The following is a 21198-nucleotide window of genomic DNA, read 5'->3' as shown; positions in this document are numbered from 1 at the left end:
TAATTTATACATATTGAGGAATGACGATTTCTAAAGATGCTGTCTCTTCCTCACTTGATTCCGTGATAAACTCTTTAGAGTTATCACTACGTTGTTCTTTGTTTTGTTGTGATTGGTCGCTATTTCGTTGGTCACTAAAATTCATTTGTAGGTTAGTGAAACCCATATTAATCAGCGCATTTTTAACGTCATTTTGGTTTTGAGTAAACAGTGACATCGTACTCGTGGTGGAAGAGATGTTTACATGTAAATTATTTCCCCGCGTGAGTAACGTAACATCAACATCTCCTAAGTTTTTAGGGCTTAAAGAGAGTTCTACCTTCATAATAGGGGGTTTATAGGCTTCAATTTTTTCTTTAAGATCCGTTGCAAATTGGTTCAAAGTTTCTTTAACGGGTACAGCTTTAGTGGTTGCTAAATCTTGTTTTGCGGTTACTTTGCCATCTGTTTTAGCATCGACTGTTAGTGGGGCATCTTCTGATTTAGGTGTTTCTTCTTCTGGCTTCACCACTTTTTGAATTTGTGTTACCTCTTCTGCTGAAGATGCAACATCACTGATTGTTTTATCAGATTTTACAGTTTTTAGGGCAGTATCGGTTGTCTCTTCGGCTGTTTTGACCAAAGGTTCTTTTTTAACTTCATTAACATGTGTAGTGGCAACTTGAATTTGTGCAGATTCTTCTTGTGTGACTACCTCTGCTATTTGAACAGGTGTTACGGGCTTTTTGGGTTCGTTGTCATTCGCCACTTTTTGAACAATGGTTTCAAGAGGTGCTGCTTGAGTGCTCTCTTCTTGTGGAGTTTGAAGCGCTTTTGCAAGAGTGTTCTGTTGCTTTTCATTTACTATAAGGGGCTCTTCGACAATAGAATTACTTTGTGTTGTTGTATCTGTTGTGGTCACATTGGTAGTTTCCATTGTAGGTGTTGGTTTTGCCTCTTTTGAAATCAGCTCACTTAATATAGATGGCGTAACGGTTGGGATTTCCGTTGTTGTTGGCTGTTTATCTAAAAGGCTCATAAGGTTGGTTGTTACCGCTTTGGTTGTTTCACCATTTTGTGTACTTTGAACTGTATTGAGAGCCGTTTTAAGATCATCGAAAAAATTATTTTGAGCGAGTGTTGGGAATTTCTTTTGAATGCTATCCATATTTTCTGTTGAAATTGAAAGTTTTTCCAATCCAAGATTATATTTTTTGGATAAATCCATCAAATCACTGACGTTTTTAACATTGGCAAAATCTTGACGAGCAGTTTCGCTTCCAAGAATTTTTTCAAGGGTGGAAGAGGGTTTAAGTGTCGGGAAAATGGTTGTTTGTGAATTTTGTTGAAGTGCATTCACAACACTGAGAAGGTCATCTAAAAGATGTTCATCTACGCTTTTAGCTTTTTGATCTGTTGACGTAAGATTGAGATTTGTTTCATTTGTTGTTGGAGCGTCTTGTTCGAGATCACTCAGTGAAACTTGTTTACCTTCTTTTGTCATTTGACTTAGAATAATGGAAAAAAAACTCTCGGAAAAAGCACCATTGGCACTCTCTGCTTGAATGGGTTCGTTTGTTGAAGGCGCAAGAGTTATAGGGCTTGGAGCTGGAATAAAGGAGAGAATATCTTGCATTGCCATGACCTTAATTTTTTATTTTTATAACATTTTCCGAACGAAACTTTAAAACGACATTAGCTACAAGGCCACAAAACAAGGCTATGTGCTGATGTTTCTCTGAAAAGCTTGCCTTTTAGAGAGAAATAGCATCTTTCTTTTTTGACCTATCCTTCAATCAAAGAGATGATTTCACTCTTTTGACAAGCAATACTCATTCCAATTTTAAAAAATGAACGCTCAAATAGCTTTACATGTAAGGATATTTTAATTTTAGTAAGAACGTGCTATAATGAAGCATATTTACTTCATCAAACTACACCAATCACGTACGTTTTATATGAGATGTAAAAGTCAAAGTTTACGAGGAGAATTTTTTGCAAGAGTTTAGAAATATTGCCGTGATCGCACACGTTGACCACGGAAAAACGACCTTAGTTGATGAGCTGTTAAAACAATCAGGAACGTACACAGCACATCAAAAAGTAGAAGAAAGAGCGATGGATAGCAACGATCTAGAAAAAGAACGTGGTATCACTATCCTTTCTAAAAATACAGCTATTCGCTATAAAGATACTAAAATTAACATTATCGACACTCCAGGCCATGCTGACTTTGGTGGTGAGGTTGAGCGTGTTTTAAAAATGGTTGATGGCGTTTTATTGCTTGTCGACGCTCAAGAAGGCGTTATGCCTCAAACCAAATTTGTTGTTAAAAAAGCACTCAGTCTTGGTCTGTGTCCGATTGTGGTTGTCAACAAAATTGACAAACCTGCGGCAGATCCTGATCGTGTTGTTGATGAGGTATTTGACCTTTTAGTTGCCCTTGGTGCGAATGAAGATCAACTTGAATTCCCTATCATTTATGCAGCAGCACGCGATGGTTTTGCTAAATACAACATGAGTGACGAAAGTAAAAATCTTGTGCCTCTCTTTGAAACGATTCTTAAGCATGTTCCCGTTCCTACTGGTTCAGCAGAAAATCCTCTTCAACTTCAAGTGTTTACCCTTGATTACGATAACTATGTTGGTAAAATTGGTATTGCGCGTATTTTCAACGGAACGATTAAGAAAAATGAAACCGTGTTACTTGCAAAAGCTGATGGCGAACAAATTCGTGGACGTATCTCTAAATTGATTGGTTTTCACGGATTGGACAGAATTGATATCACGGAAGCAGAAAGTGGCGATATCGTTGCTATTGCTGGTTTTGAGACACTGGATGTGGGTGATAGTATCGTTGATCCAAACAATCCAATTCCTCTTGATCCATTGCATATTGAAGAGCCAACCCTTTCGGTTGTTTTTGGCGTTAATGACTCTCCTTTTGCTGGACTTGATGGCAAATACGTTACGTCAAACAAAATTGCTGAACGTTTAGAATCTGAGATGAAAACGAACATCGCAATGCGTTACGAGAACGCAGGCGAAGGTAAATTTAAAGTAAGTGGACGTGGTGAGCTTCAAATTACGATTTTGGCTGAAAATATGAGACGTGAGGGTTTTGAGTTTTCTTTGGGACGTCCTGAAGTTATTATCAAAGAAGAGAATGGCGTCAAATTAGAGCCGTATGAGCACTTAGTGATTGATGTTCCTGATGATTTTACCGGTACGGTTATTGAAAAATTGGGTCGTAAAAAAGCAGAAATGAAAGCGATGAACCCAACGGGAGATGGACAAACTAGAATTGAGTTTGAAATTCCTGCACGTGGGCTTATAGGTTTTCGTGGACAGTTTTTGACCGATACCAAAGGCGAGGGTGTTATGAACCACTCATTCCTTGATTTTAGACCACTCAGTGGAGAAGTAGAACATCGTAAAAATGGTGCGCTTATCTCCATGGAAAATGGAACTGCAATGGGCTATTCACTCTTTAGTTTGCAAGAGCGTGGCGTTCTTTTTGTGGATGTACAGTACAAAGTTTATGCGGGTATGATCATCGGAGAGCATTCTCGTCCGAACGATTTGGATGTCAACCCCATCAAAGGTAAGCCGCAAAGTAACGTTAGAAGTAGTGGTGCTGATGAAGCGATTAAACTCGTTCCACCACGTAAAATGAACCTTGAACTTGCACTTGAGTGGATTGAAAATGATGAATTGGTAGAGGTAACGCCTATCAACATTCGTATTCGTAAAAAATACTTAGATCCAAATCTACGTAAACGTATGAGCCGCTAAGAAGTTTTACATGTAAAGACTTCGCCACCAACATGGTGGCGAAGTCCTATCGTGTGATAATAATTGAGGAGGTTACTATGGAAACATTTTTGATTGTTACAGGTGTCATCATTTTTATCATCATTGTCATGTACAATACGCTGATCTCCAAACGAAATCAAGTCGATAATATTTTCGCAGGACTTGATGCTATCCTCAAAAAACGTTACGATCTTCTCCCAAATCTTGTGGCAACTGTGAAAGAGTATATGGTGCATGAGCGCATTACGCTTGAAAAGATTACTGAACTTCGCTCAAAAGCCACAACAAATAATCTGACAGGTGCTGAAACCGTAGCTCTTGATAAACAACTCTCTTCCATGCTTGGCAATCTCATGGTCGCTGTCGAAAACTACCCTACACTTAAAGCAAACGAAAATTTTTTACACCTTCAAGGTACCTTGAATGAATTGGAGGAGCAAATTTCCGCAGCGCGTAGAGCGTACAATCAAAGTGTGACGGATTATAACAATGCCATTCAAATGTTCCCTACAAATTTTATGGCAAGTCTCATGAAGCTAGAGCGAAAAGAGGTATTTAGTATTCCAGTGATGGAACGTCGCAATATTGATGTGAAAAATATTTTTCAAAAATAGGTAAGTAGTGAAACCAAATCTTGCATCACTGCTGGATTATTATTATGAGTCTATGTATCCAGAACTTAAGGTTTTGGAGGAAAAACGTTTAAGTACAATTGCTACTCTTAAAAAAGCTGCTTTTATTCTTTTGATTCTCTCCTTTGTTATCTTTTTTGTTTTGAATCAAAGTGTGATACTAAAACCACTCCATGCTGCCCTTGTCTCTGGCATGAGTGCTTTTTTAATCTTTATGTTTATCTACAGGCATGAGAGTGCTGGTTATGGTGCATTGTTTAAAGATCAAGTGATAGAAAAAATTATCCATTTCTTAGATCCTTCACTCATCTACTCCAAAATGAGCTCTATCAGTGAATTAGAGTATCAACGGAGTGAACTCTTTTTAGCATCGTATGATCGTTTTGTGGGCAATGACTTGGTGACGGGGAAAATAGAGGGCGTGGATGTACGCTTTTGTGATTTACATGTAGAGCAAAAAGTACGGGATACCGACAACAAAGAGGAGTGGGTTGATATTTTCCAAGGGCTTTTTTTTATTGCTGATTTTAATAAAATATTTCACTCTAAAGTCGTTGTTCTACCCGATATAGCAGAGCGTACATTCGGAGTGCTTGGTTCTTGGATGCAAGGAATGAATTTACAAAGAGGAAAATTGATCAAGCTTGATCATCCTGTGTTTGAAAAATTTTTTGTAACGTATGGGGATGATCCGATCGAAAGCCGTTATATTTTATCGCATTCATTAATGGAAGAGATAGTGCAATTTCGCACGAAAGTAGGTAAACCTCTTTATCTCTCTTTTGTTGATTCAAAACTTTATTTGGCGATGCACTACACAAAACCGTTGTTTGAACCGATATTATCACATTCATTGTTAGAATTTACCTCTATTAAAGACTACTTTGAACTTTTGAGCATGATTGTAAGTATTGTCAATGAATTCAAACTAAATGAAAAACTATGGAGTAAACAATAAATGTTTAATGAAAAACTACTCAAATTCTCTTTAGCTTTTATTGTGCTGTTGCTTATTATAGGCTTTTTGATACTAAATTATATACTTAAAGATAATAATAACGAATCCTCTTATACGTCATCTCCTGTTGCAAAAAAGGCAAACAATTTAAGTACAGATGCTAGAGAAGTCAGTCTGGATACAATTTATATCAATATTAGATCCCAAAAATATAAGATTCTAAAAGCGGATATTGCCTTGGTTATGAAAAGCAATACCAGCAAGAAATCGTTGCAAGGTAATATGGATAACGTGCGTAATGCCGTTTTACAGTATCTTAATGCAATGGATGCCAATGGTCTTGAGACGGTCAGTGGAAAAGAGCGTCTTAAAGAGGAACTGATTGATATGTTGGAAAATACATTTGGGTATCAAATTGAGACGATTTACATTAAAAACTTTATTCTTTCCCCTTGAAAAGCATCAAGCTTCCTAGCGAGAGTAGTGCGATGAAGCTTGCATATACGTAAAGATACTCACCGTAAAAATACCCTGCAAGTAGTGCCCCGACAAATCCTCCTAATCCAAAAGAGAAACCATAGTAAAATTGAGCTGCCAGTTTTTTGTTCGCATATAGTGTGTACAGAAGGCTAAGGGCTGCAGTATGATGCAGTGCAAAGCTAAAGGCATGCATAGATTGAGAAAGATAGGAGATCCAAAGTGATGAGGGAAAGGCAAAGAGTAAGAACCAACGAAGGGCTGTTGTCAAAACTCCCAATTTCACCAAGGCTAAAAGGCTAAAGCGTTTCAATAAAGGTGCTTGAAAATAGAACAGTATAATTTCACAAATGACACCAAAAGCCCACAAGTAACTGGTCATTTCAAGGCTAATTCCATGCGCTGTTTCGTAAATGGTAAAGAAGTTATAAAATCCCCCAAAACTGACCTGCATTAAGAAAAGACTGATCCATAAATACTTTACATGTAAAAAGTGAAAAGGCTCTTCTTTGGTGAGATTTGCCGTTGTAAAATGAACATTGTTCTGTGTGAGCCAATAGGCAAACAAAGCCGTTGCGCTAATCGCTAAAAGTAGATAATGTAAGCCATTGGTGTAGTTTTCCAAGTGGCGTGCTAAGACAATGCCAATCAGCATAAAACCGATAGAGCCAAACAGGCGTGATTTTCCAAAACGCTCTTTTTGTAGATGTTCCATCGCATAGGTTTCAATGTAGGGCAATATCATGCCCAAACAGGCTCCAAGAAGCATATTAGGAAGCATAAAGAGGTAGAAATGGTGAATGGTTGGGTAGAAGAGTACAATGGAAAGGATAGCGCCACCAAGGGCTGTGTAAAAGACCTTTTGATTGAGTTCAAAATGTTTCAGAAAGAAAAGGGTACGAAAAAAACGCATTAAAGGGGCTAAGGCAAAAATAGCACCAATTTGAGGTGCACTGTAACCGATCGTTTGCAAAATTTTTGGCATAAAAATAACATACACACTGGTAACCGAGAAGTACGAAAAGAAAAACCCAGAGATTTTAAAAAAGATCATTTAACAATGGGTGCAGTTTGGCTTACAATATCATAGAGTGCTAGGTTGTCTTTGCGTATCAGTGGTAACAAAAGTCCGATGATCGTAAAAGCGGTCAAAAGCATGCAAAGATAACGTATAAGGAGCTGCACGAGAGAGATTTTTTGTTTGGCGCTAAGATCAATCAGTAAAAGATCATACGCTTTATACCCTGGGGTTTGACCTTTTCGTTTGAGAAAGAAAAGGGTAAGGGCGCCATAAGGAAGGAGAATCAAAAGCCATCCTTGAAGCATATGTGCCGCAAAGCCTTCACGTGAGCCATAAACGAGATAAAAAACGATGTATAAAATCGGCATCAAAAGCATAAATGAATCTACGACAAAAGCTTTAAAACGCTGGGTAAAGGGGGCGATGGAGTAAGAAGGTAAAGAGGTTTTCAACTCTTTTTTTATCCCTCTTTTGCTTTCTCTCCATCTCATTAAAACTTAGTTTCCTCTGCTGCCTGGTTTGATTGCTATGCTGCCTTCTTTACATAAAGGGCATTCGCTTGGCTCATAAATGTCAAATTCAAAATCAGCTAACGCAAAAAATGGTGCATCATTAGGAAGTTTACATGTAGGCTTTCCTGCTAAATCGCTTCCCACACGTTTACAAAAACCGCGGTTCGCAAGCGCTGCAAATCCAACGATCACACCACCCATACTTTCGGCAATTTTTGCCGCTTCTAAGGCAGAACCGCCCGTGGTGATAATGTCTTCGCAGACAAGGATTTTTTCACCTTTTGATACTTCAAAGCCTCTGCGAATCGTCATTTCTCCATTGACACGCTCGGCAAAAATAAAACGTTTTCCAAGGGCGCGCGCAAGCTCATACCCTGCTAAAACGCCTCCGAGTGCGGGGGAACAAATGGTGTCAATTTCAAGGTTGGAAGCGTTAATCATTTTGGCTAATGCCACGGCTAATTGCTCAGCCACTTTGGGGTCTTCCAAGACTTTGGCACTTTGAAGGTAGTAGTGTGAGTGTTTACCACTGCTGAGTAAAAAGTGACCCTCTAAAAGTGCATTGGCATCTTTATAAATTTTTTCAATGTGCATGGTTTGCCTTAAATTTTGAGAAGTTCAGATTCTTTTTCTCTGACGAGTTCGTCGACTTTTGAAACGGTTGCATCGGTGATTTTTTGTACTTCATCTTGTCCTTTTTTAGAACCATCTTCAGTGATCACTTTATCTTTTTCAAGTTTTTTGACTTGATCATTAGAATCTTTACGGACATTTCGAATCGCAATTTTGGCTTTATCGCCCATCGCTTTAGCTTGTTTTGCTCCCTCTTTGCGTTGCTCGGTTGTCATTGGAGGGAAGAAAAGTTTAATGGTTTCGCCATCGTTGTTAGGATTGACGCCAATGTTCGCTTGCATAATCGCTTTTTCGATCTCTCTGAGCATCTTTTTTTCCCAGGGAGAGATGGTGATGGTGGTTGCATCAGTGGCTAAAACAGTCGCTACTTGACTAAGGCCTGTTGGTGTTCCATAGTAATCGACATGAATATTATCCAAAATTGAGGTAGAAACTTTACCACTACGAATGGTTATAAAGTCGCGTTTGAGTGCTGAGATACATTTTTCCATATGCTCTTTTTGTTCAGCATAGATTTTATTGAGTTCCATATTTATCCTTTACAAGTAGTTTCGTTGAAATTTTGTTGCCCACAGAGACGATGATCCGCGTGCGATCTTTGGTGAGTATTTTATTGATTTGTGCTTCAAACACACCATCACTGAGACTCACTTCTTGATATCCATGTTCGCTGATGTAAATACCGCCTTTAGTCGAAGTGGTTTGTGCTTTTACATGTAAAGCGCCAAGTTTGCCATCACTGAGCAATACCGTAGGTTCAAACCAGGTGGCTTCAAGGGCTTTATATTTTAAAAATCCAGTTAAATCGCTTTTGCCAACCAGTGCGGAGCGGTCTAAATCAAGCGGATCGCTGAAGCTTGCAACAGCACCCATCGTTTGGTTTAAAATAGCTTCAAAACCATAGCTTTGTGCAATGGCTTTTACTCGAGGGCTAAATTCGCCAAAAGGATAAGAAAAATAATGAGGCTTTAGACCAAGATGCTTTTCAAAAAGGGCTAATCCCTCATCAAAGTCTTTTTTAAGTGCTTCATTACTTAGTTCTGTCATATGGGGGTGGTTGAGAGAATGAAACTCTAAAGAGCCATATTTGGCTGTCTCTTTCAGTTGGTCCCAACTCATAAAATCACCGTATTTTTGCTCCGTTGCTCCGACATAGACGAACATGGTGAAGGGGTAGTGGTACTCTTTAAAGAGTGCTAGGCCATGTTCGTAAAAGCTTTTATAGTTATCATCAACGGTGAGAACAATCCAATTATCTGGAATTGTCTCTTTGTTGTGAAGTGCTTGGACTAGTTTTTCAAGGGGAATGACTTCGTAGCCATTTTTTTTAAAGTAGTCAAACTCTTTGCGAAGTTCTTCAAGTGTTGTATTGGTTGAGGGATATCTTGAATCGTTAAAACGATGGTAGATAAAGATATGGGCATCTGCCCATACCATGACACTCAAACATAATACAAGCCAAAAGGATTTCATGGCTAATTATTTAGCGCTAGGAGCTTCTGGGGCTGATGGAGCTGTTGTAACAGGAGCTGGAACACTTGGAACAACGCTTTTTTCAATTTTGATATCTTCAGCAATGGAAACTTTTTTAGTTTGGTTGTAAAAATAACCTAAAGCAAGGGTATTTGCAATGAAAAAGATTGCCATAACAAATGTAAATTTTGCCATAAATCCTGCTGGACCTTTTGCTCCAAAGAGAGATTCGTTACTTCCACTATAAGCGCCAAGACCAATAGATGAACTTTTTTGAAGGAGTACAGAAACAGTTAAAATAACGGTAAATACAAATTGTAATACCAGTAAAACGGTGGTCATAAGAGATGTCCTTTGTTTTCAAAATAATGTAGAACTAAGGATTATATCCAAAATGGGTTAAAAAATCATTTAACCAGTTGAAAAGCGCTTATAACATGTTAAAATCGACCGTAATTTCATCAATGCAACGTTCGGGTAAAAAAGCTTTTGCATATTCAAGATAGATGTTTGATGTATAGAGAAACTTGACCAACTCTTTGTCCAATTCACCTGCTTGTGCCATGGTATAAAGAATTTTCATAACCGTGGAGAGGGGCATACCCGCCTTATAGGGGCGATCACTTGCTGTTAAGGCTTCAAAAATATCAGCAATGGCTAAAATACGTGCTTCAAAGCTAATTTCATCTCCCTTAAGTCCTTGGGGATAGCCTTTTCCATTGAGCTTTTCATGGTGATTCCCTGAAATTTGCGGAATTTGTTGGTATTTTTTAGGGAAGGGAAGGCGGTTTAGAATATCAATACTGAGCTTCGCATGATTGTTAATTATTTCACGCTCTTCTGAGGTTAGCGTTCCTTTTTGTATGCTCAAATGATGTGCTTCATCAGGTGTTAAAATTGTATAGATTTCATTCCCAATATGCCATGGATGCTCAGCGATAGCTTTAATATTTGCAGCTTTCTCATCACTGAGAAACTGTTCTCCATTGTTACTTGATTGGAGAAGTAAAAAGATTTCACGGAGCATTTTAATCTGCTGTTCATATGTTTTTTCTAAAGTTGTTACATCACCTATTTGTTTACCTTCTAGAAGAGCAATTTTGTCTTCTAGAAGTTTTACATGTAAAGCTTTTTCAATCGTTTGAATACGACTCTCAATGAGCACAATACGGTCGCATAATGCTTCCAATTTGGTTGATTTATTGAGGATGTGTTCGGGTGAAGCCAGTTTTCCAATGTCATGCATTAAGGCAGCAAAATTGATCTGTTTGATCTCTTCGGTATTAAAATGCTTATGGGCGTATGTGATTGTATCGCGATTGATTGCTTCGGCAAGCATGACACTGAGTTTGACCATACGTTTGATGTGCCCAGCAGTATAAGGTGATTTTTTGCTGATCGTAAAAATGATACTTTTAAGGAAGCCTTCTAAAAGATTTTCAAGCCCTTGAATGAGCGAGGTATTAGTAATAGCGATTGCCGCTTGTGAAGCGAGCGATAAAGTAATTTTTTCATCTTCATTGTTAAACGGGATGACTTCTTGTTTATAATCATTTTGCTTGTTAAGCAGTTGCAACACACCTATAATTTCGTATTCATGGTTTTTGAGAGGAATAACTAGCATGGATTTTGAGCGATAGCCTGTTCCTTGATCAAACTTTTTGGTTCCTTCAAAGGAAAATCCTACTGCTTCATAAACATCGGGAATATTAACAAGGCGATCTTCTAAAACACAGGTTGCCGCTACCATCGCTTTATTGGGCGTTCCATCTTCAAGGTAGAGTGGCAAAGGTGCCCATGTAATTTTTCCACTTGTACCGCCCATCTTAATCTTTAAAGAGTCCGTTTGGATGACTTTAAAACGAAGTTCATTTTTTTCTAATAAATAAAGCGTTCCCCCATCGGCATTGGTAAGATTTTTGGCTTCCGTGACAATCATTTCTAAAAGATTTTCAAGGCTTTCATTGGCAGAGAGAGCGGTTCCAATTTGCGTTAATTTTTGAACACGTTCATCATTGGTATGGCTAGACATCATTTGGTGTAGTAAACCAGTGGCGATATCTATTTTTTCTCCATCACACAAAATGGATTTTTTTGCAATGCCCATATCTTCCAATTCTTTGACAATCAGGTCTGCGTAGAAAGGCTTGAGATGGTTAATGTAGAGATGGAGGTCATCACGTTTAAGCCGCTTTAATCCCTCTTGAAGAAAATGAGGTGTGAGATGTTTGCTTTCAGCTGCGACATGAGAGAGCTGATTGGGAAATGAGACATCGATGATCAGTGCTTTGATGGAAAGGTTTTCGTTAAGGATATTCCAGAGCGCTTCATTGTGAAAAGTGTCGCCTGAAAAGAGTATGCTGCTTCCTTGTTGCTCAATGATATAACCACAACAGGGTACGGCATGATTGGCTGGAATGGGAGTGAGTGTAATGTTCTCTTCAATGAAATAACGTTTATAGGGCTCTATCTCAATATAGGTGATAGCAGGACATTCACAATGTGTTAGATTGATTTTACTAAAATCTGGCCAGACCATATCATTAAAAAGATGTTTTTTGATAGCTTTAATGGTTTGGGGAAGTCCATAGAGGTAGAGTGTCTCTTTGCGTTGTGTAAAAAAATTATCAATAAGAAAAGCACTGTCTATAATGTGATCGAGGTGTGCATGTGAGAAAAAAATACGGTTTACATGTAACGCTTCAGTGCCTAGAGCATACATAATATTGCCAGCATCAATGATTGTATTGGGCGTGACTTGGATACAGGTTGTAAAACTTTGTTTAGATCTACTTCCGTTTGCACCTAGAATGTGAATTAAACTCATCGTTATCCTTTGGTGGTGTGTACAAAAACACCATTAAATGAAGAAGGTGGAAACGCGATATAGTGCAAACAGCGTTCAATATACAGAGGATAGATTGCCTCATTGGTTTTATTTTCTCTTCGATTCAATGCTTCAAAACATTTGAGTGCTTCAGTAAAATCAGCTTTTCTATAAAGTTCAATGGCTTCGTGGTGTAAACGTAATTCCTCTTGGAGCTCTTCATACGATGTTGCGTAAAGCGGCTCGGTTTGGAGTGTATCAAAATCATGGATTTGCCATACTTCTATAGGTTCATGTTTGCCTTTAACGGTTACTAAATCTAAGAAGCGAAAGAGGTAAGCACCTTTGAGTTTATTTTTGGTGAAATGGGAAATAGTGAGGTGCGAATGATAGTATTTGCATAATGATTCAAGCCTTGAGCCTAGGTTAATGGGATCGCCAATGACCGTATAATCACTTCTATTGCTTGTTCCCATCTCCCCAACAATGGCAACACCTGTATTGATACCAATACCAATATCGATAATAGGCACTCCTTTTTGATCTGCCATGGCCGTAATGGTTTCAAACTCTGGATTGGTACGAATAGTGGCATTGAGTGCCTTGAGATGATGAAGTTGTTGGAGTGCAGCAGTGACAGCTTTATCCGCATGATTAGGGGTGCTAATAGGTGCATTCCAATACGCCATAATCGCATCGCCGATAAATTTATCGACTGTGCCTCCTTGGTGAATGATAATTTGACTCATGGGATCCATATAGGCATTCATTAGGTGAATAAGATGTTTTGGCTCACCTGCTGCTTCTGAAATACCTGTAAAGTTACGTAAATCGGAAAAAAAGATGGTGATCTCTTTTTCGATACCTTGTAGAATATCGTCTCCACTAGAGAGAATATTGTTCATAACGGCAGGGCTGACTTTACTTGAAAATTTATGTTTAATAAGCTCTTTTTGACGAATTTCCAAAAAGTAGTTCATGGCTTGTCCCACAATAAAGAGAATGTTAATGGCAAATAGCGGCAAAATCGTATTGAGTAAAATACCTTGATATACCATGCAATAGTAATGCGTGATGACGACGATGAGGTTAAGTATCACAAGGGCGATAAAACTAAAAAATGCACTAGGAACCAGTAACGCCACCAAGGTAACGATTGAAAGTATCACGATACTGAGTAGATCGACACCGCGCGCCCAAATAGGTTGTGAAATGTAATCTTCATGGAGCATATTATCAATCGCATTGGCATGAACCTCTACCCCTGCGTAGACACTTTCAAATGGTGTACTTCTTAGATCCAAAAGACCCGCTGCAGAAGTGCCTAAAAGGGCTATTTTATCTTTTACATGTAAAGGATCAACACGGTTGTTATAGACATCAATGGCAGAAATATAGCGGTAGCTGTTTTGACCTCCGCGATAGTTCACCATTAAGCGTCCAAAAAAGTCTGTGGGAATAATATGTTCACCAATTTCAATTTGGCGCAGCCCATTTTCATCATACACAATGTTGATTTTTTTTTCACCAAGCGCAATGCGTACCATTTCTAGGCTCAAAGAGGGGTAGAGAACACCATCATATTCCATCACTAATGGAACACTTCGTACGATGCCATCGTTATCAGGAATCGTGTTGAAATAGCCACTTGAGTAAGCTTGTTTTTGAATCTGAGGAATGTTGAGAATGGCACGGTATGGCTTAATCAAAGAAGAGCGTTTGGGGCGGTTTTGCTCTACAAGAATTGCCGCTGATTTTGGATTGCCTTCTGGTTGGATCGAGTCAGGTGTGAGCGCAAAAACATAGCCCACAACGGTAGGTGTATGCGCAATCGTTTCGGCAAAAATAGTATCATAATCAGGCACATCTTTATGGGGCAATCCCAATTGTGCTAAAACTTTTTGAGGGGAGCTATTATCAGCTTCAGCAAAAACGACGTCGAGTCCTACAATGGCAACGCCAAGATCGGAGAGATTTTGCAAAAGTCTTGCTATTTTATCGCGACTCCAAGGCCATTGTCCCAATGTCTTGAGACTCTTTTCGTCGATGTCTATAATCACAATATTTTCATCGCCTGTGATTTCACCTCTACTTTGCAGCATCCTATCTTTAATTTTATACTCAAAAGGAAGCCAAAAGGAGCTTTCATAAAGATAGCCTACAACACTCCCTGCCATAACGATAAAGGTAAAAAGGAGTTGAAGTAGGCTTTTACGCATAGGCTAGAATGCCCACATAATGCTAGCAAGTGCGTTTATCTTATCGTAAGTATAAGGATCGTGATTCGAGTGATTGTTACTGTACATGACACTGGCTCCTAAAGAGAGGTTCTTTTGGAGTGTGTAGCCAAAAGAGAGTTCATATTGGTCTTTGTCATCTTGGCGCTTAGTCAAGAAAATAGTATCCACATCGTCATAGTTGGTTGAAGTGCGGGTATAACCTAAAGAACTTCTAAAATCTTTGGTAAATTCTTTAGAGAGATCAAGCCCGTATTTCCACTCTTTATCTTGCACATCGGTGCGCACAGACTCTACTTCTTTGTTAATGCCATAACTGGTATGAAGTCCTAATGCAAAGAGGTTTTCGCCGATGATACGTCGATAATTGATAAAGAGCAGATGTGCATTGACATCGTATGTCTCATCGTGATAATACCCTCGCTTAAAGCTATAGCCCCCCTCAATTTGAGAGAGCGGGTCAAGAAGATAACTGCTTTTAACGCCTGCTCCAATATTGGCAAGATAGCCTTTGCCATCGATATAAACACGATCAAATGTGACAGGAAGTGCTACGGTGGTTTTATTTTCACTCCATGTTGGTGCACTTGAGAGTGAAAAGAGAACGAGGTTGTTTAGGCTCGATTGGGAGTAGAGTTTATCGTAAGCTATGAAGCTATTTTCCAAACTCCATCCACCGCGATCACCAAAGTCATAACTGTGGTTGAAAACAAACGTTGAAAAACCATAGCCATCTCCATTTTTTGCATTACCTGAGATCGGGATATTTAAAGCGGGTATGGTGAACTGTTTTGCGCCGATATCATTATTGACATTACTATCGTATCCTCCACCTACAATGAGGGCTCCTCCAAAGCGATGGCGGCTCAGATTTTCATCAATGGTGTGTTTAAATGCCATAGCGGAGTCTCGTACATCGCTAGGAAGTTGTTCATTCAAGACGAGGTCAAGTTCACTTTGTGCAAGCTCTAACTGTTTGCGTTCAAAGTAGAGGCGTGCCATTTCAAGGTGAGTGCGTGTGTGTTTTGGGTTGAGAATTAGCACACGATCAAATGCTGCGACAGCCTCGTCATAATGACGAAGTTCTAAGGCACATCGTCCCACAAAAAAGTTAATTTCGGCGTTGTTGGGTGTTTGTTCAAAAAGCTGTTCAAAAAGTGAATATGCCGTAGCAAAGTCATTTTGAGTATAGGCTTTTTGAGCCGAACTATAAAGTTCTCCAGATGTTGGTTCTTGTGCCAAAAGGTGTGTCCCAAGAAGAGCAATGAGCACAATATGTGAGAGTTTCATTATTTGACCGCCTTAAAAACGCCAGTAGCGGTATTGGTGCCCGCTGTTGCATTAAATGTCCCACCGACGGCTTGAACCTCATTACCATAGAACTGACCTCTAATGGTGCTGAGGCTAGCATTATTAGTAGTACCATTAATAGCCACATTCGCTTCTTTTTGAAGATTAAAACTTCCTCCTTCAATCGTGCCAGAAGGGGAAATTTTCCATGTTTGAGGAGTTGTTTGATTGGTTTGGAATTGAATATAACTGGTATTTAAGAGGCTACCACTCCCCGCCCCAAAATTAAAATTTAATTTGACATCATTGTTGTTGGTGGGGTTAATGCTGTAGTTGTTGACTCCATCGCTGACCGACCCGATAACATGACCATTATAGGCATAGGATGTGGTGGATGTCTCGTGAATTTTAGTGGTAATATAATTATTGGCGGTATCGGCATCTACATTTTTACCTGCAACCCAATAGTTAGTGCTGCTTAGGAGTTTACTGTCATTGTTGATTTTCATTGCCCAGTCATACCCCCATGAAACATAGTCATTGGTATAGGTATTTTCGGTTTGCATCCATCCGTCTTGGTTATCAAAATTTTTGATAGAAAATTTATCATTGCCTTTATAGGTCATTGTATTGGAATCTTTGGTTTTAGCTAAAGATACAGGGTAGTTAACATCACCACGATCCAATAAAATAGAGCTATCGGTGGTGATACTATCATCACTCGTATCAAGATTGAGTGTCAAAGTATCTGTGGCACTGGTTAACGTCATACCATCTTGAGTGTATGTGGAAGTTGCCATACCAACGAGATTAATGATGCCAGACGCATCGGAAGTCGCTTGTAGTGGTGGATTAAAGGTTGGATATGTCAAATTTCCGTTGTTTCCATTGTTTCCATTGTTTCCATTGTTGTTGAAAATTTCTTCTACATGATTAGTGATAGCGTGAGCGATATTGGTTGAAGTATTGGTTTGAGAAGCTTGCTCTGCTAATGCTGGCATAGTAGGAGAGGGTGGTTGAATTTGTTGCTGTGGTGATGGCGGAGGTGGTGTATTTTCAGCTTCATTTTGTTCATGCTCTGGCAATGGTGGTCGTGCATTGATTGCCCCTTGGTACAACTGCTGTATTTGCTGTGGCGTCATAACTACAGGCGGCGGTGGCGGCATATTTGGACTTACGAGTGTAAAGTATCCCGAGCTTATAATAACACTACCATGATTATTCGAAACAACAATTTCTCCATCAAGGCATGCAAGAAGTTCTACAGTATTTTGTGAACCTTCTGCAGCAGCTGTACCTGCAACGGTTGTACCCCGAATACCAATCGTGGCAGTGGATGTTTCAAGTTTAAAATTTTCAGGTGCTTTTTTACCAATTTGTCCCGTGATACTTTTAAAAGTGCCTTGGCTAAATTTGAATTTTGCTTTAGGGTGTTCGGCATCATTGAGATACTCTTTAATATCTAATACACTCTCGCTACCCAAGGTTATGACCGTTTTATCTTCAAACGTGAGTTGAATTTGGCTATTTGCGCGTGTTGTAATGATGTCATGTTCTTCCAGTGCTGCTCCACTGGTAAGTGAAACTATTTTTTGATCGCGGTTGGCAATGGCTTCACCCTTTAAAAGCGAAACTTTACCGATAGCTGCCCAGACCGGTGTGCTTATTAGAAGACACATCAAAATACCTAAACGCCACCATTTAGACATTTTTACCCATTTGTTTTTATGATCATTTATTGTAGAAAAAGTTGTCTTAAACTTACATTGCTCATAGTTAAATACCTTTACATGTAAAAGGTCTCGTTTTTAAAAGAGAAGGCAGTATAATTTACTTAAAAAAGAGTGGATATTCTGTTAACATGACTGCAAAACATATCAAAGAATTTTCGAAAAATGCCTATCGTTACGATGACTACACGGCATTACAACAAGATATAGCGCACTATTTGGTTTCTCATATTACGAATAATCCTAAAACTATTTTAGATTTGGGGTGTGGAAGTGGTGCAGTATTTAAAAATATTGTATGGCAGATAGAGCGCTTTACAGGAGTGGATAGTGCTCAGGGTATGTGTGATCTTCACCCTACAGGTAACGAGGTTGAAGTCATCTGTGAGGATTTTGAATCGCCTACACTACTTTCGAAATTGACACTACCCTACGATCTTTTGGTCTCTTCTTCTGCGTTGCAATGGGCCAATGATATTGAAACGTTAATCTCTCAAATGGTCTTTACATGTAAAGAGGGAGCATTTGCCATTTTTACCGATAAAACCTTTGAAACCATCTATGCGATGAGTCATCTCCCTACCTTTTTACCCAATGCACAAAACTTAGTCGAAATATTTGCAACCCATTTTACATGTAACTATGAAATCAAAACGTTTCGCCTCTTTTTTGATGACAATCTTTCAAAATTTCGCTACATCAAAAAAAGTGGTGTCAGTGGTGGGCAAAGAAGGTTAAACGTTACACAAACCAAAGCATTGATTCAAAATTATCCGCATGAGTATCTTGAATTTGAAGTGCTTTTTGTTTGGGGTACGCCCAAAGAAGCTTAATTATATAAATTAATTATTACTATTATAATAGTAAAAAATATTTAACTATTATTGTGGCGTAATAATTATTTCTTTTACTAATTATAATTATTATAATTAGTAAAAGAAATGCCCATAAAACTGCTATTTAGTTAAATAAACTTAAACAAAATAGACTACTTATTTGCCAATTTTTTCATAAAAAGTGAAAAAATAATTTACTAAATGTCAATTAAAATTAACTTTTTACCTTCTTTTGAGAAAAATTTTTTATTTTTTTTCAATCTTCATCTTTCGATAAATAGGGCATTTGCACCGTATATCCTATTTTTAGGGCAATCTTCATTCAAAAATGTAAGTTATTTATAAGATTTAACCTTTACAATGGAGTTAGAAAGACGTACTTTTTGACATTATTTGAAAGTACGAAACTTAAAGGTAAAAGATAACAAGGAGACGCGATGAAAGTAGAGATCTCGAGAAGGAGATTTCTTCAAGGGAGTGTAGCGATGTCTATCGCTGGCGGAGTGAGCCTTAGTTCCTCTTCCATTATGGCGAGCGCTACATCACCAGCCAAAAAAGTTGGCAATGAAGATAAAAGAGTAGCAACATTATGTGAGATGTGTGTTAATAAATGTGCAGCCATTGCGCATGTACACAATGGAGTCGTTGAAAAACTTGATCCGAACCCACTTTTTCCAAAATCACGCAATATGCTTTGCGCAAGAGGCAATTCAGGTATTCAAGCACTGTACGATCCTGATCGCTTGAAGTATCCGTTAATTCGTGATGGAGAAAAAGGGAGTGGTAAGTTTAAGCGTGTCAGTTGGGATGAAGCGTATGCTTACATTAATGAAAAACTCACCAAGATTTTAGATGAAGAAAAAGATAACCGTTCAACGGTAGCTTTTTGTGCAGGTGAAGGTATGGCAGAACATACGTTTAAAAGTTTCTTTACAATGTTTGGCTCTTCTCATTTTCTTAACCATGCAAGTCTTTGTCTTGCAACAACCGTTTCAGGGTATTCACTCACCATTGGCGGCTATGGTCAAGCCGATTTGGACAATGCTAAGTATGTCATTATGGCAGGAGCCAATCGTGCGGAAGCTATTGTGACTCCCGATACCATGGATTTTTTCAAACGAACCAAAGGTCGTGGCGCAAAACTCGTAACCGTCGATCCTCGCTTTACCAATACTGCAGCCAAAAGTGACAAATGGCTTGCTATTAATGTTGGAACTGATTTAGCCTTTGTTCTAGCACTCACTTATGTTGCGATCAAAGAAGAGATTTACAATAAAGCATTTGTTGAAAACTATTTTAATGGTTTTGATGCCTATAAAGAACATATTTTAAGTAACAACTATACCCCCGAATGGGCTGAAAAAATTACGGGTATTAAAGCTGCTGATATTTACCAAGTTGCACGTGATTTTATGGTGAATGCGCCTCAATCAATTTACTACCAAGGAAGACGTACGACATGGTCTAAAAATGATTTCCAATTGCGTCGTGCTCAAGCGATCTTTAGCGCATTGGGTGGTGGTGTTGATATTAAAGGCGGTATCTGTTTTGGTAAAAGTTTAGCGCTCGTCGAGCATGAAATTCCTTCTCCCATGTATGCACAAGCAAAACCAAGAATTGAAAAAGATGAAGCAGCCGTTGTGGGTGGTTCTGGTTCATGGGTCGCTTTTAGAAACATGGTGTTAGAAAAAAGAAGCCCCTATCCGATTCGTGCACTGTTTAACTACAAACATAACCCTATGCAAAATATGCCAAACAATGCTAAAACAGCAGAGTTCCTTAAAAACTTGGATTTAGTCGTTACGATTGATACGATGCCAAGTGATACCGTGATGCTCAGTGATGTTATCTTACCGGAGTGTACTTACTTAGAGCGAACCGATCCTGTTGTCTCTTTTGGGGGTATTGAGCCTTCTATAGCACAACGCAATAAAGTGGTTGATCCTATGTTTGAGAGTAAGCCGATTATGGAAATTATGCGTGGACTCAGCGCAAAACTTTCAAAACCACTGTTTGAAATCACAAAAAAATACGATGAAGATGTGCAATCATCCATTGAAGATGATGGCGAAGATAAAGTATATGGAGATTTTGATCTTACCAAGCCATTTGCTTCTTCACAAGAAGAGCTGAATGAACATGCTGTTGCTAAGTATGAAGGTGCCGCAGAAATATTAAAAGAAAAAGGTGTTTTCTATCCTAATATGAATGAATATTTCAAAAAAACGGGTGTGAATGACTACGAATACTATCCCGATGCAAAACGCGCTTATTCTGTAAGGAATACTAAATTTGCTACGCCATCAGGTAAAGTTGAGTGTTCAGTCCCAGCACTTGCTAAAAAAGGTATTGATGCGATGCCTGTATGGAAAAAAGAGTATGAAATGGCAGTTCCTGCTGGTAAATTTAGATTTATAACCGGTCGCCATGCCCAATTTACACAATCTGGTACATCGAACAATCGCATGTTACTCAATCTTGTCCCTGAAAATTTTGCATGGATTAATAAACGTACAGCAGAAAAAATGGGTATCAAATTTGGTGATAAAATTGAAGTCGTCAGTAAAGTGGGTAAAACAACGATTAAAGCGTATCCAACAGAGAAAATTGGACCCGATACACTCTTCTTTATCCATGGATTTGGTAATTACTCTGAAGCATTAACGCGTGCATATCATAATGGCGGCAATGATGCAGCAATTATTGAAGATAGCATGGAGCCAATGCATGGAGCTTCTTGTCTTCATGACACAATTGTAGAAATTAGAAAGGTTTGA

General features: G+C 38.7%; 17 protein-coding genes. 6 read left to right on the top strand and 11 right to left on the bottom strand.

The window, feature by feature from the left end; genetic code table 11:
* Positions 1–4: 4 nt before the first annotated feature.
* Positions 5–1615: a flagellar hook-length control protein FliK gene (locus tag Sdiek1_RS14690; RefSeq protein ID WP_087439786.1), complete on the bottom strand. Its 1611-nt coding sequence runs from the start codon at positions 1613–1615 to the stop codon at positions 5–7.
* Between the two features lie 359 nt (positions 1616–1974).
* Between Sdiek1_RS14690 and typA the strand changes: the two genes are divergently transcribed.
* The 4 genes from typA to Sdiek1_RS14670 all read left to right on the top strand — a co-directional run bounded on the left by typA (position 1975) and on the right by Sdiek1_RS14670 (position 5841).
* Positions 1975–3774 carry a translational GTPase TypA gene (gene typA, locus Sdiek1_RS14685; protein WP_087439785.1) on the top strand — a complete coding sequence of 600 codons (1800 nt, stop codon included), beginning with the start codon at positions 1975–1977 and terminating at the stop codon, positions 3772–3774.
* Between the two features lie 77 nt (positions 3775–3851).
* Positions 3852–4409: a LemA family protein gene (locus Sdiek1_RS14680; protein WP_087439784.1), complete on the top strand. Its 558-nt coding sequence runs from the start codon at positions 3852–3854 to the stop codon at positions 4407–4409.
* A gap of 7 nt (positions 4410–4416) precedes the next feature.
* Positions 4417–5385: a DUF3137 domain-containing protein gene (locus tag Sdiek1_RS14675; protein ID WP_087439783.1), complete on the top strand. Its 969-nt coding sequence runs from the start codon at positions 4417–4419 to the stop codon at positions 5383–5385.
* A complete protein-coding gene (locus tag Sdiek1_RS14670) occupies positions 5386–5841 on the top strand; it encodes a flagellar basal body-associated FliL family protein (RefSeq protein WP_087439782.1) in 456 nt (151 codons plus the stop codon).
* Here the strand turns inward: Sdiek1_RS14670 and Sdiek1_RS14665 are convergent.
* From Sdiek1_RS14665 to Sdiek1_RS14620, 10 genes are all read right to left on the bottom strand, one after another.
* Positions 5825–6847, bottom strand: coding sequence for an MFS transporter (locus Sdiek1_RS14665; RefSeq protein ID WP_238099055.1), 1023 nt, complete (start codon positions 6845–6847; stop codon positions 5825–5827). The two genes, Sdiek1_RS14670 and Sdiek1_RS14665, sit on opposite strands and share 17 nt — an antisense overlap.
* A 65-nt stretch (positions 6848–6912) precedes the next feature.
* Complete coding sequence (locus Sdiek1_RS14660) at positions 6913–7335, bottom strand: RDD family protein (RefSeq protein WP_238099053.1); 423 nt, start codon at positions 7333–7335, stop codon at positions 6913–6915.
* 45 nt (positions 7336–7380) lie between these two features.
* Positions 7381–7989: an orotate phosphoribosyltransferase gene (gene pyrE, locus Sdiek1_RS14655; RefSeq protein ID WP_087439779.1), complete on the bottom strand. Its 609-nt coding sequence runs from the start codon at positions 7987–7989 to the stop codon at positions 7381–7383.
* An 8-nt stretch (positions 7990–7997) separates the two neighbouring features.
* Complete coding sequence (gene frr, locus Sdiek1_RS14650; protein WP_087439778.1) at positions 7998–8558, bottom strand: ribosome recycling factor; 561 nt, start codon at positions 8556–8558, stop codon at positions 7998–8000.
* On the bottom strand, positions 8545–9501 hold the full coding sequence (locus Sdiek1_RS14645; RefSeq protein ID WP_087439777.1) for a polysaccharide deacetylase family protein: 957 nt from the start codon (positions 9499–9501) through the stop codon (positions 8545–8547). The genes frr and Sdiek1_RS14645 overlap by 14 nt, the downstream gene beginning before the upstream one ends.
* Positions 9502–9507: 6 nt before the next feature.
* Positions 9508–9843 (bottom strand): preprotein translocase subunit SecG, encoded by a 336-nt coding sequence (gene secG, locus Sdiek1_RS14640; protein ID WP_087439776.1) that lies wholly within the window; start codon positions 9841–9843, stop codon positions 9508–9510.
* 88 nt (positions 9844–9931) lie between these two features.
* Positions 9932–12328: an HD domain-containing phosphohydrolase gene (locus Sdiek1_RS14635; RefSeq protein ID WP_087439775.1), complete on the bottom strand. Its 2397-nt coding sequence runs from the start codon at positions 12326–12328 to the stop codon at positions 9932–9934.
* Between the two features lie 2 nt (positions 12329–12330).
* Positions 12331–14547 carry a CHASE2 domain-containing protein gene (locus tag Sdiek1_RS14630; RefSeq protein WP_087439774.1) on the bottom strand — a complete coding sequence of 739 codons (2217 nt, stop codon included), beginning with the start codon at positions 14545–14547 and terminating at the stop codon, positions 12331–12333.
* Between the two features lie 3 nt (positions 14548–14550).
* Entirely contained in the window at positions 14551–15855 is a 1305-nt protein-coding gene (locus Sdiek1_RS14625; protein WP_087439773.1) for a porin family protein, read from the bottom strand.
* A complete protein-coding gene (locus tag Sdiek1_RS14620) occupies positions 15855–17564 on the bottom strand; it encodes a FecR family protein (protein WP_087439772.1) in 1710 nt (569 codons plus the stop codon). Before Sdiek1_RS14620 ends, Sdiek1_RS14625 begins: the two co-directional genes overlap by 1 nt.
* Before the next feature lie 152 nt (positions 17565–17716).
* Between Sdiek1_RS14620 and Sdiek1_RS14615 the strand changes: the two genes are divergently transcribed.
* Both Sdiek1_RS14615 and Sdiek1_RS14610 read left to right on the top strand, forming a co-directional pair.
* Positions 17717–18418, top strand: a complete 702-nt coding sequence (locus Sdiek1_RS14615) for a methyltransferase domain-containing protein (protein WP_087439771.1) — start codon at positions 17717–17719, stop codon at positions 18416–18418.
* Between the two features lie 440 nt (positions 18419–18858).
* Entirely contained in the window at positions 18859–21198 is a 2340-nt protein-coding gene (locus Sdiek1_RS14610) for a molybdopterin-containing oxidoreductase family protein (protein ID WP_087439770.1), read from the top strand.

Origin of the sequence: Sulfurospirillum diekertiae (assembly GCF_002162315.1) — a bacterium.
Classification (GTDB): Bacteria; Campylobacterota; Campylobacteria; order Campylobacterales; family Sulfurospirillaceae; genus Sulfurospirillum.
This window is presented reverse-complemented; position numbering and strand designations above follow the sequence as displayed.

Bases quoted from the DNA above. Each gene is read 5' to 3' on its own strand.
- Sdiek1_RS14690 (WP_087439786.1), bottom strand. From the start codon at position 1,615: ATGCAAGATATTCTCTCCTTTATTCCAGCTCCAAGCCCTATAACTCTT.
- Sdiek1_RS14680 (WP_087439784.1), top strand. From the start codon at position 3,852: ATGGAAACATTTTTGATTGTTACAGGTGTCATCATTTTTATCATCATT.
- Sdiek1_RS14670 (WP_087439782.1), top strand. From the start codon at position 5,386: ATGTTTAATGAAAAACTACTCAAATTCTCTTTAGCTTTTATTGTGCTG.
- Sdiek1_RS14665 (WP_238099055.1), bottom strand. From the start codon at position 6,847: ATGCCAAAAATTTTGCAAACGATCGGTTACAGTGCACCTCAAATTGGT.
- pyrE (WP_087439779.1), bottom strand. From the start codon at position 7,989: ATGCACATTGAAAAAATTTATAAAGATGCCAATGCACTTTTAGAGGGT.
- frr (WP_087439778.1), bottom strand. From the start codon at position 8,558: ATGGAACTCAATAAAATCTATGCTGAACAAAAAGAGCATATGGAAAAA.
- Sdiek1_RS14645 (WP_087439777.1), bottom strand. From the start codon at position 9,501: ATGAAATCCTTTTGGCTTGTATTATGTTTGAGTGTCATGGTATGGGCA.
- secG (WP_087439776.1), bottom strand. From the start codon at position 9,843: ATGACCACCGTTTTACTGGTATTACAATTTGTATTTACCGTTATTTTA.
- Sdiek1_RS14635 (WP_087439775.1), bottom strand. From the start codon at position 12,328: ATGAGTTTAATTCACATTCTAGGTGCAAACGGAAGTAGATCTAAACAA.
- Sdiek1_RS14630 (WP_087439774.1), bottom strand. From the start codon at position 14,547: ATGCGTAAAAGCCTACTTCAACTCCTTTTTACCTTTATCGTTATGGCA.
- Sdiek1_RS14625 (WP_087439773.1), bottom strand. From the start codon at position 15,855: ATGAAACTCTCACATATTGTGCTCATTGCTCTTCTTGGGACACACCTT.
- Sdiek1_RS14620 (WP_087439772.1), bottom strand. From the start codon at position 17,564: ATGTCTAAATGGTGGCGTTTAGGTATTTTGATGTGTCTTCTAATAAGC.
- Sdiek1_RS14615 (WP_087439771.1), top strand. From the start codon at position 17,717: ATGACTGCAAAACATATCAAAGAATTTTCGAAAAATGCCTATCGTTAC.
- Sdiek1_RS14610 (WP_087439770.1), top strand. From the start codon at position 18,859: ATGAAAGTAGAGATCTCGAGAAGGAGATTTCTTCAAGGGAGTGTAGCG.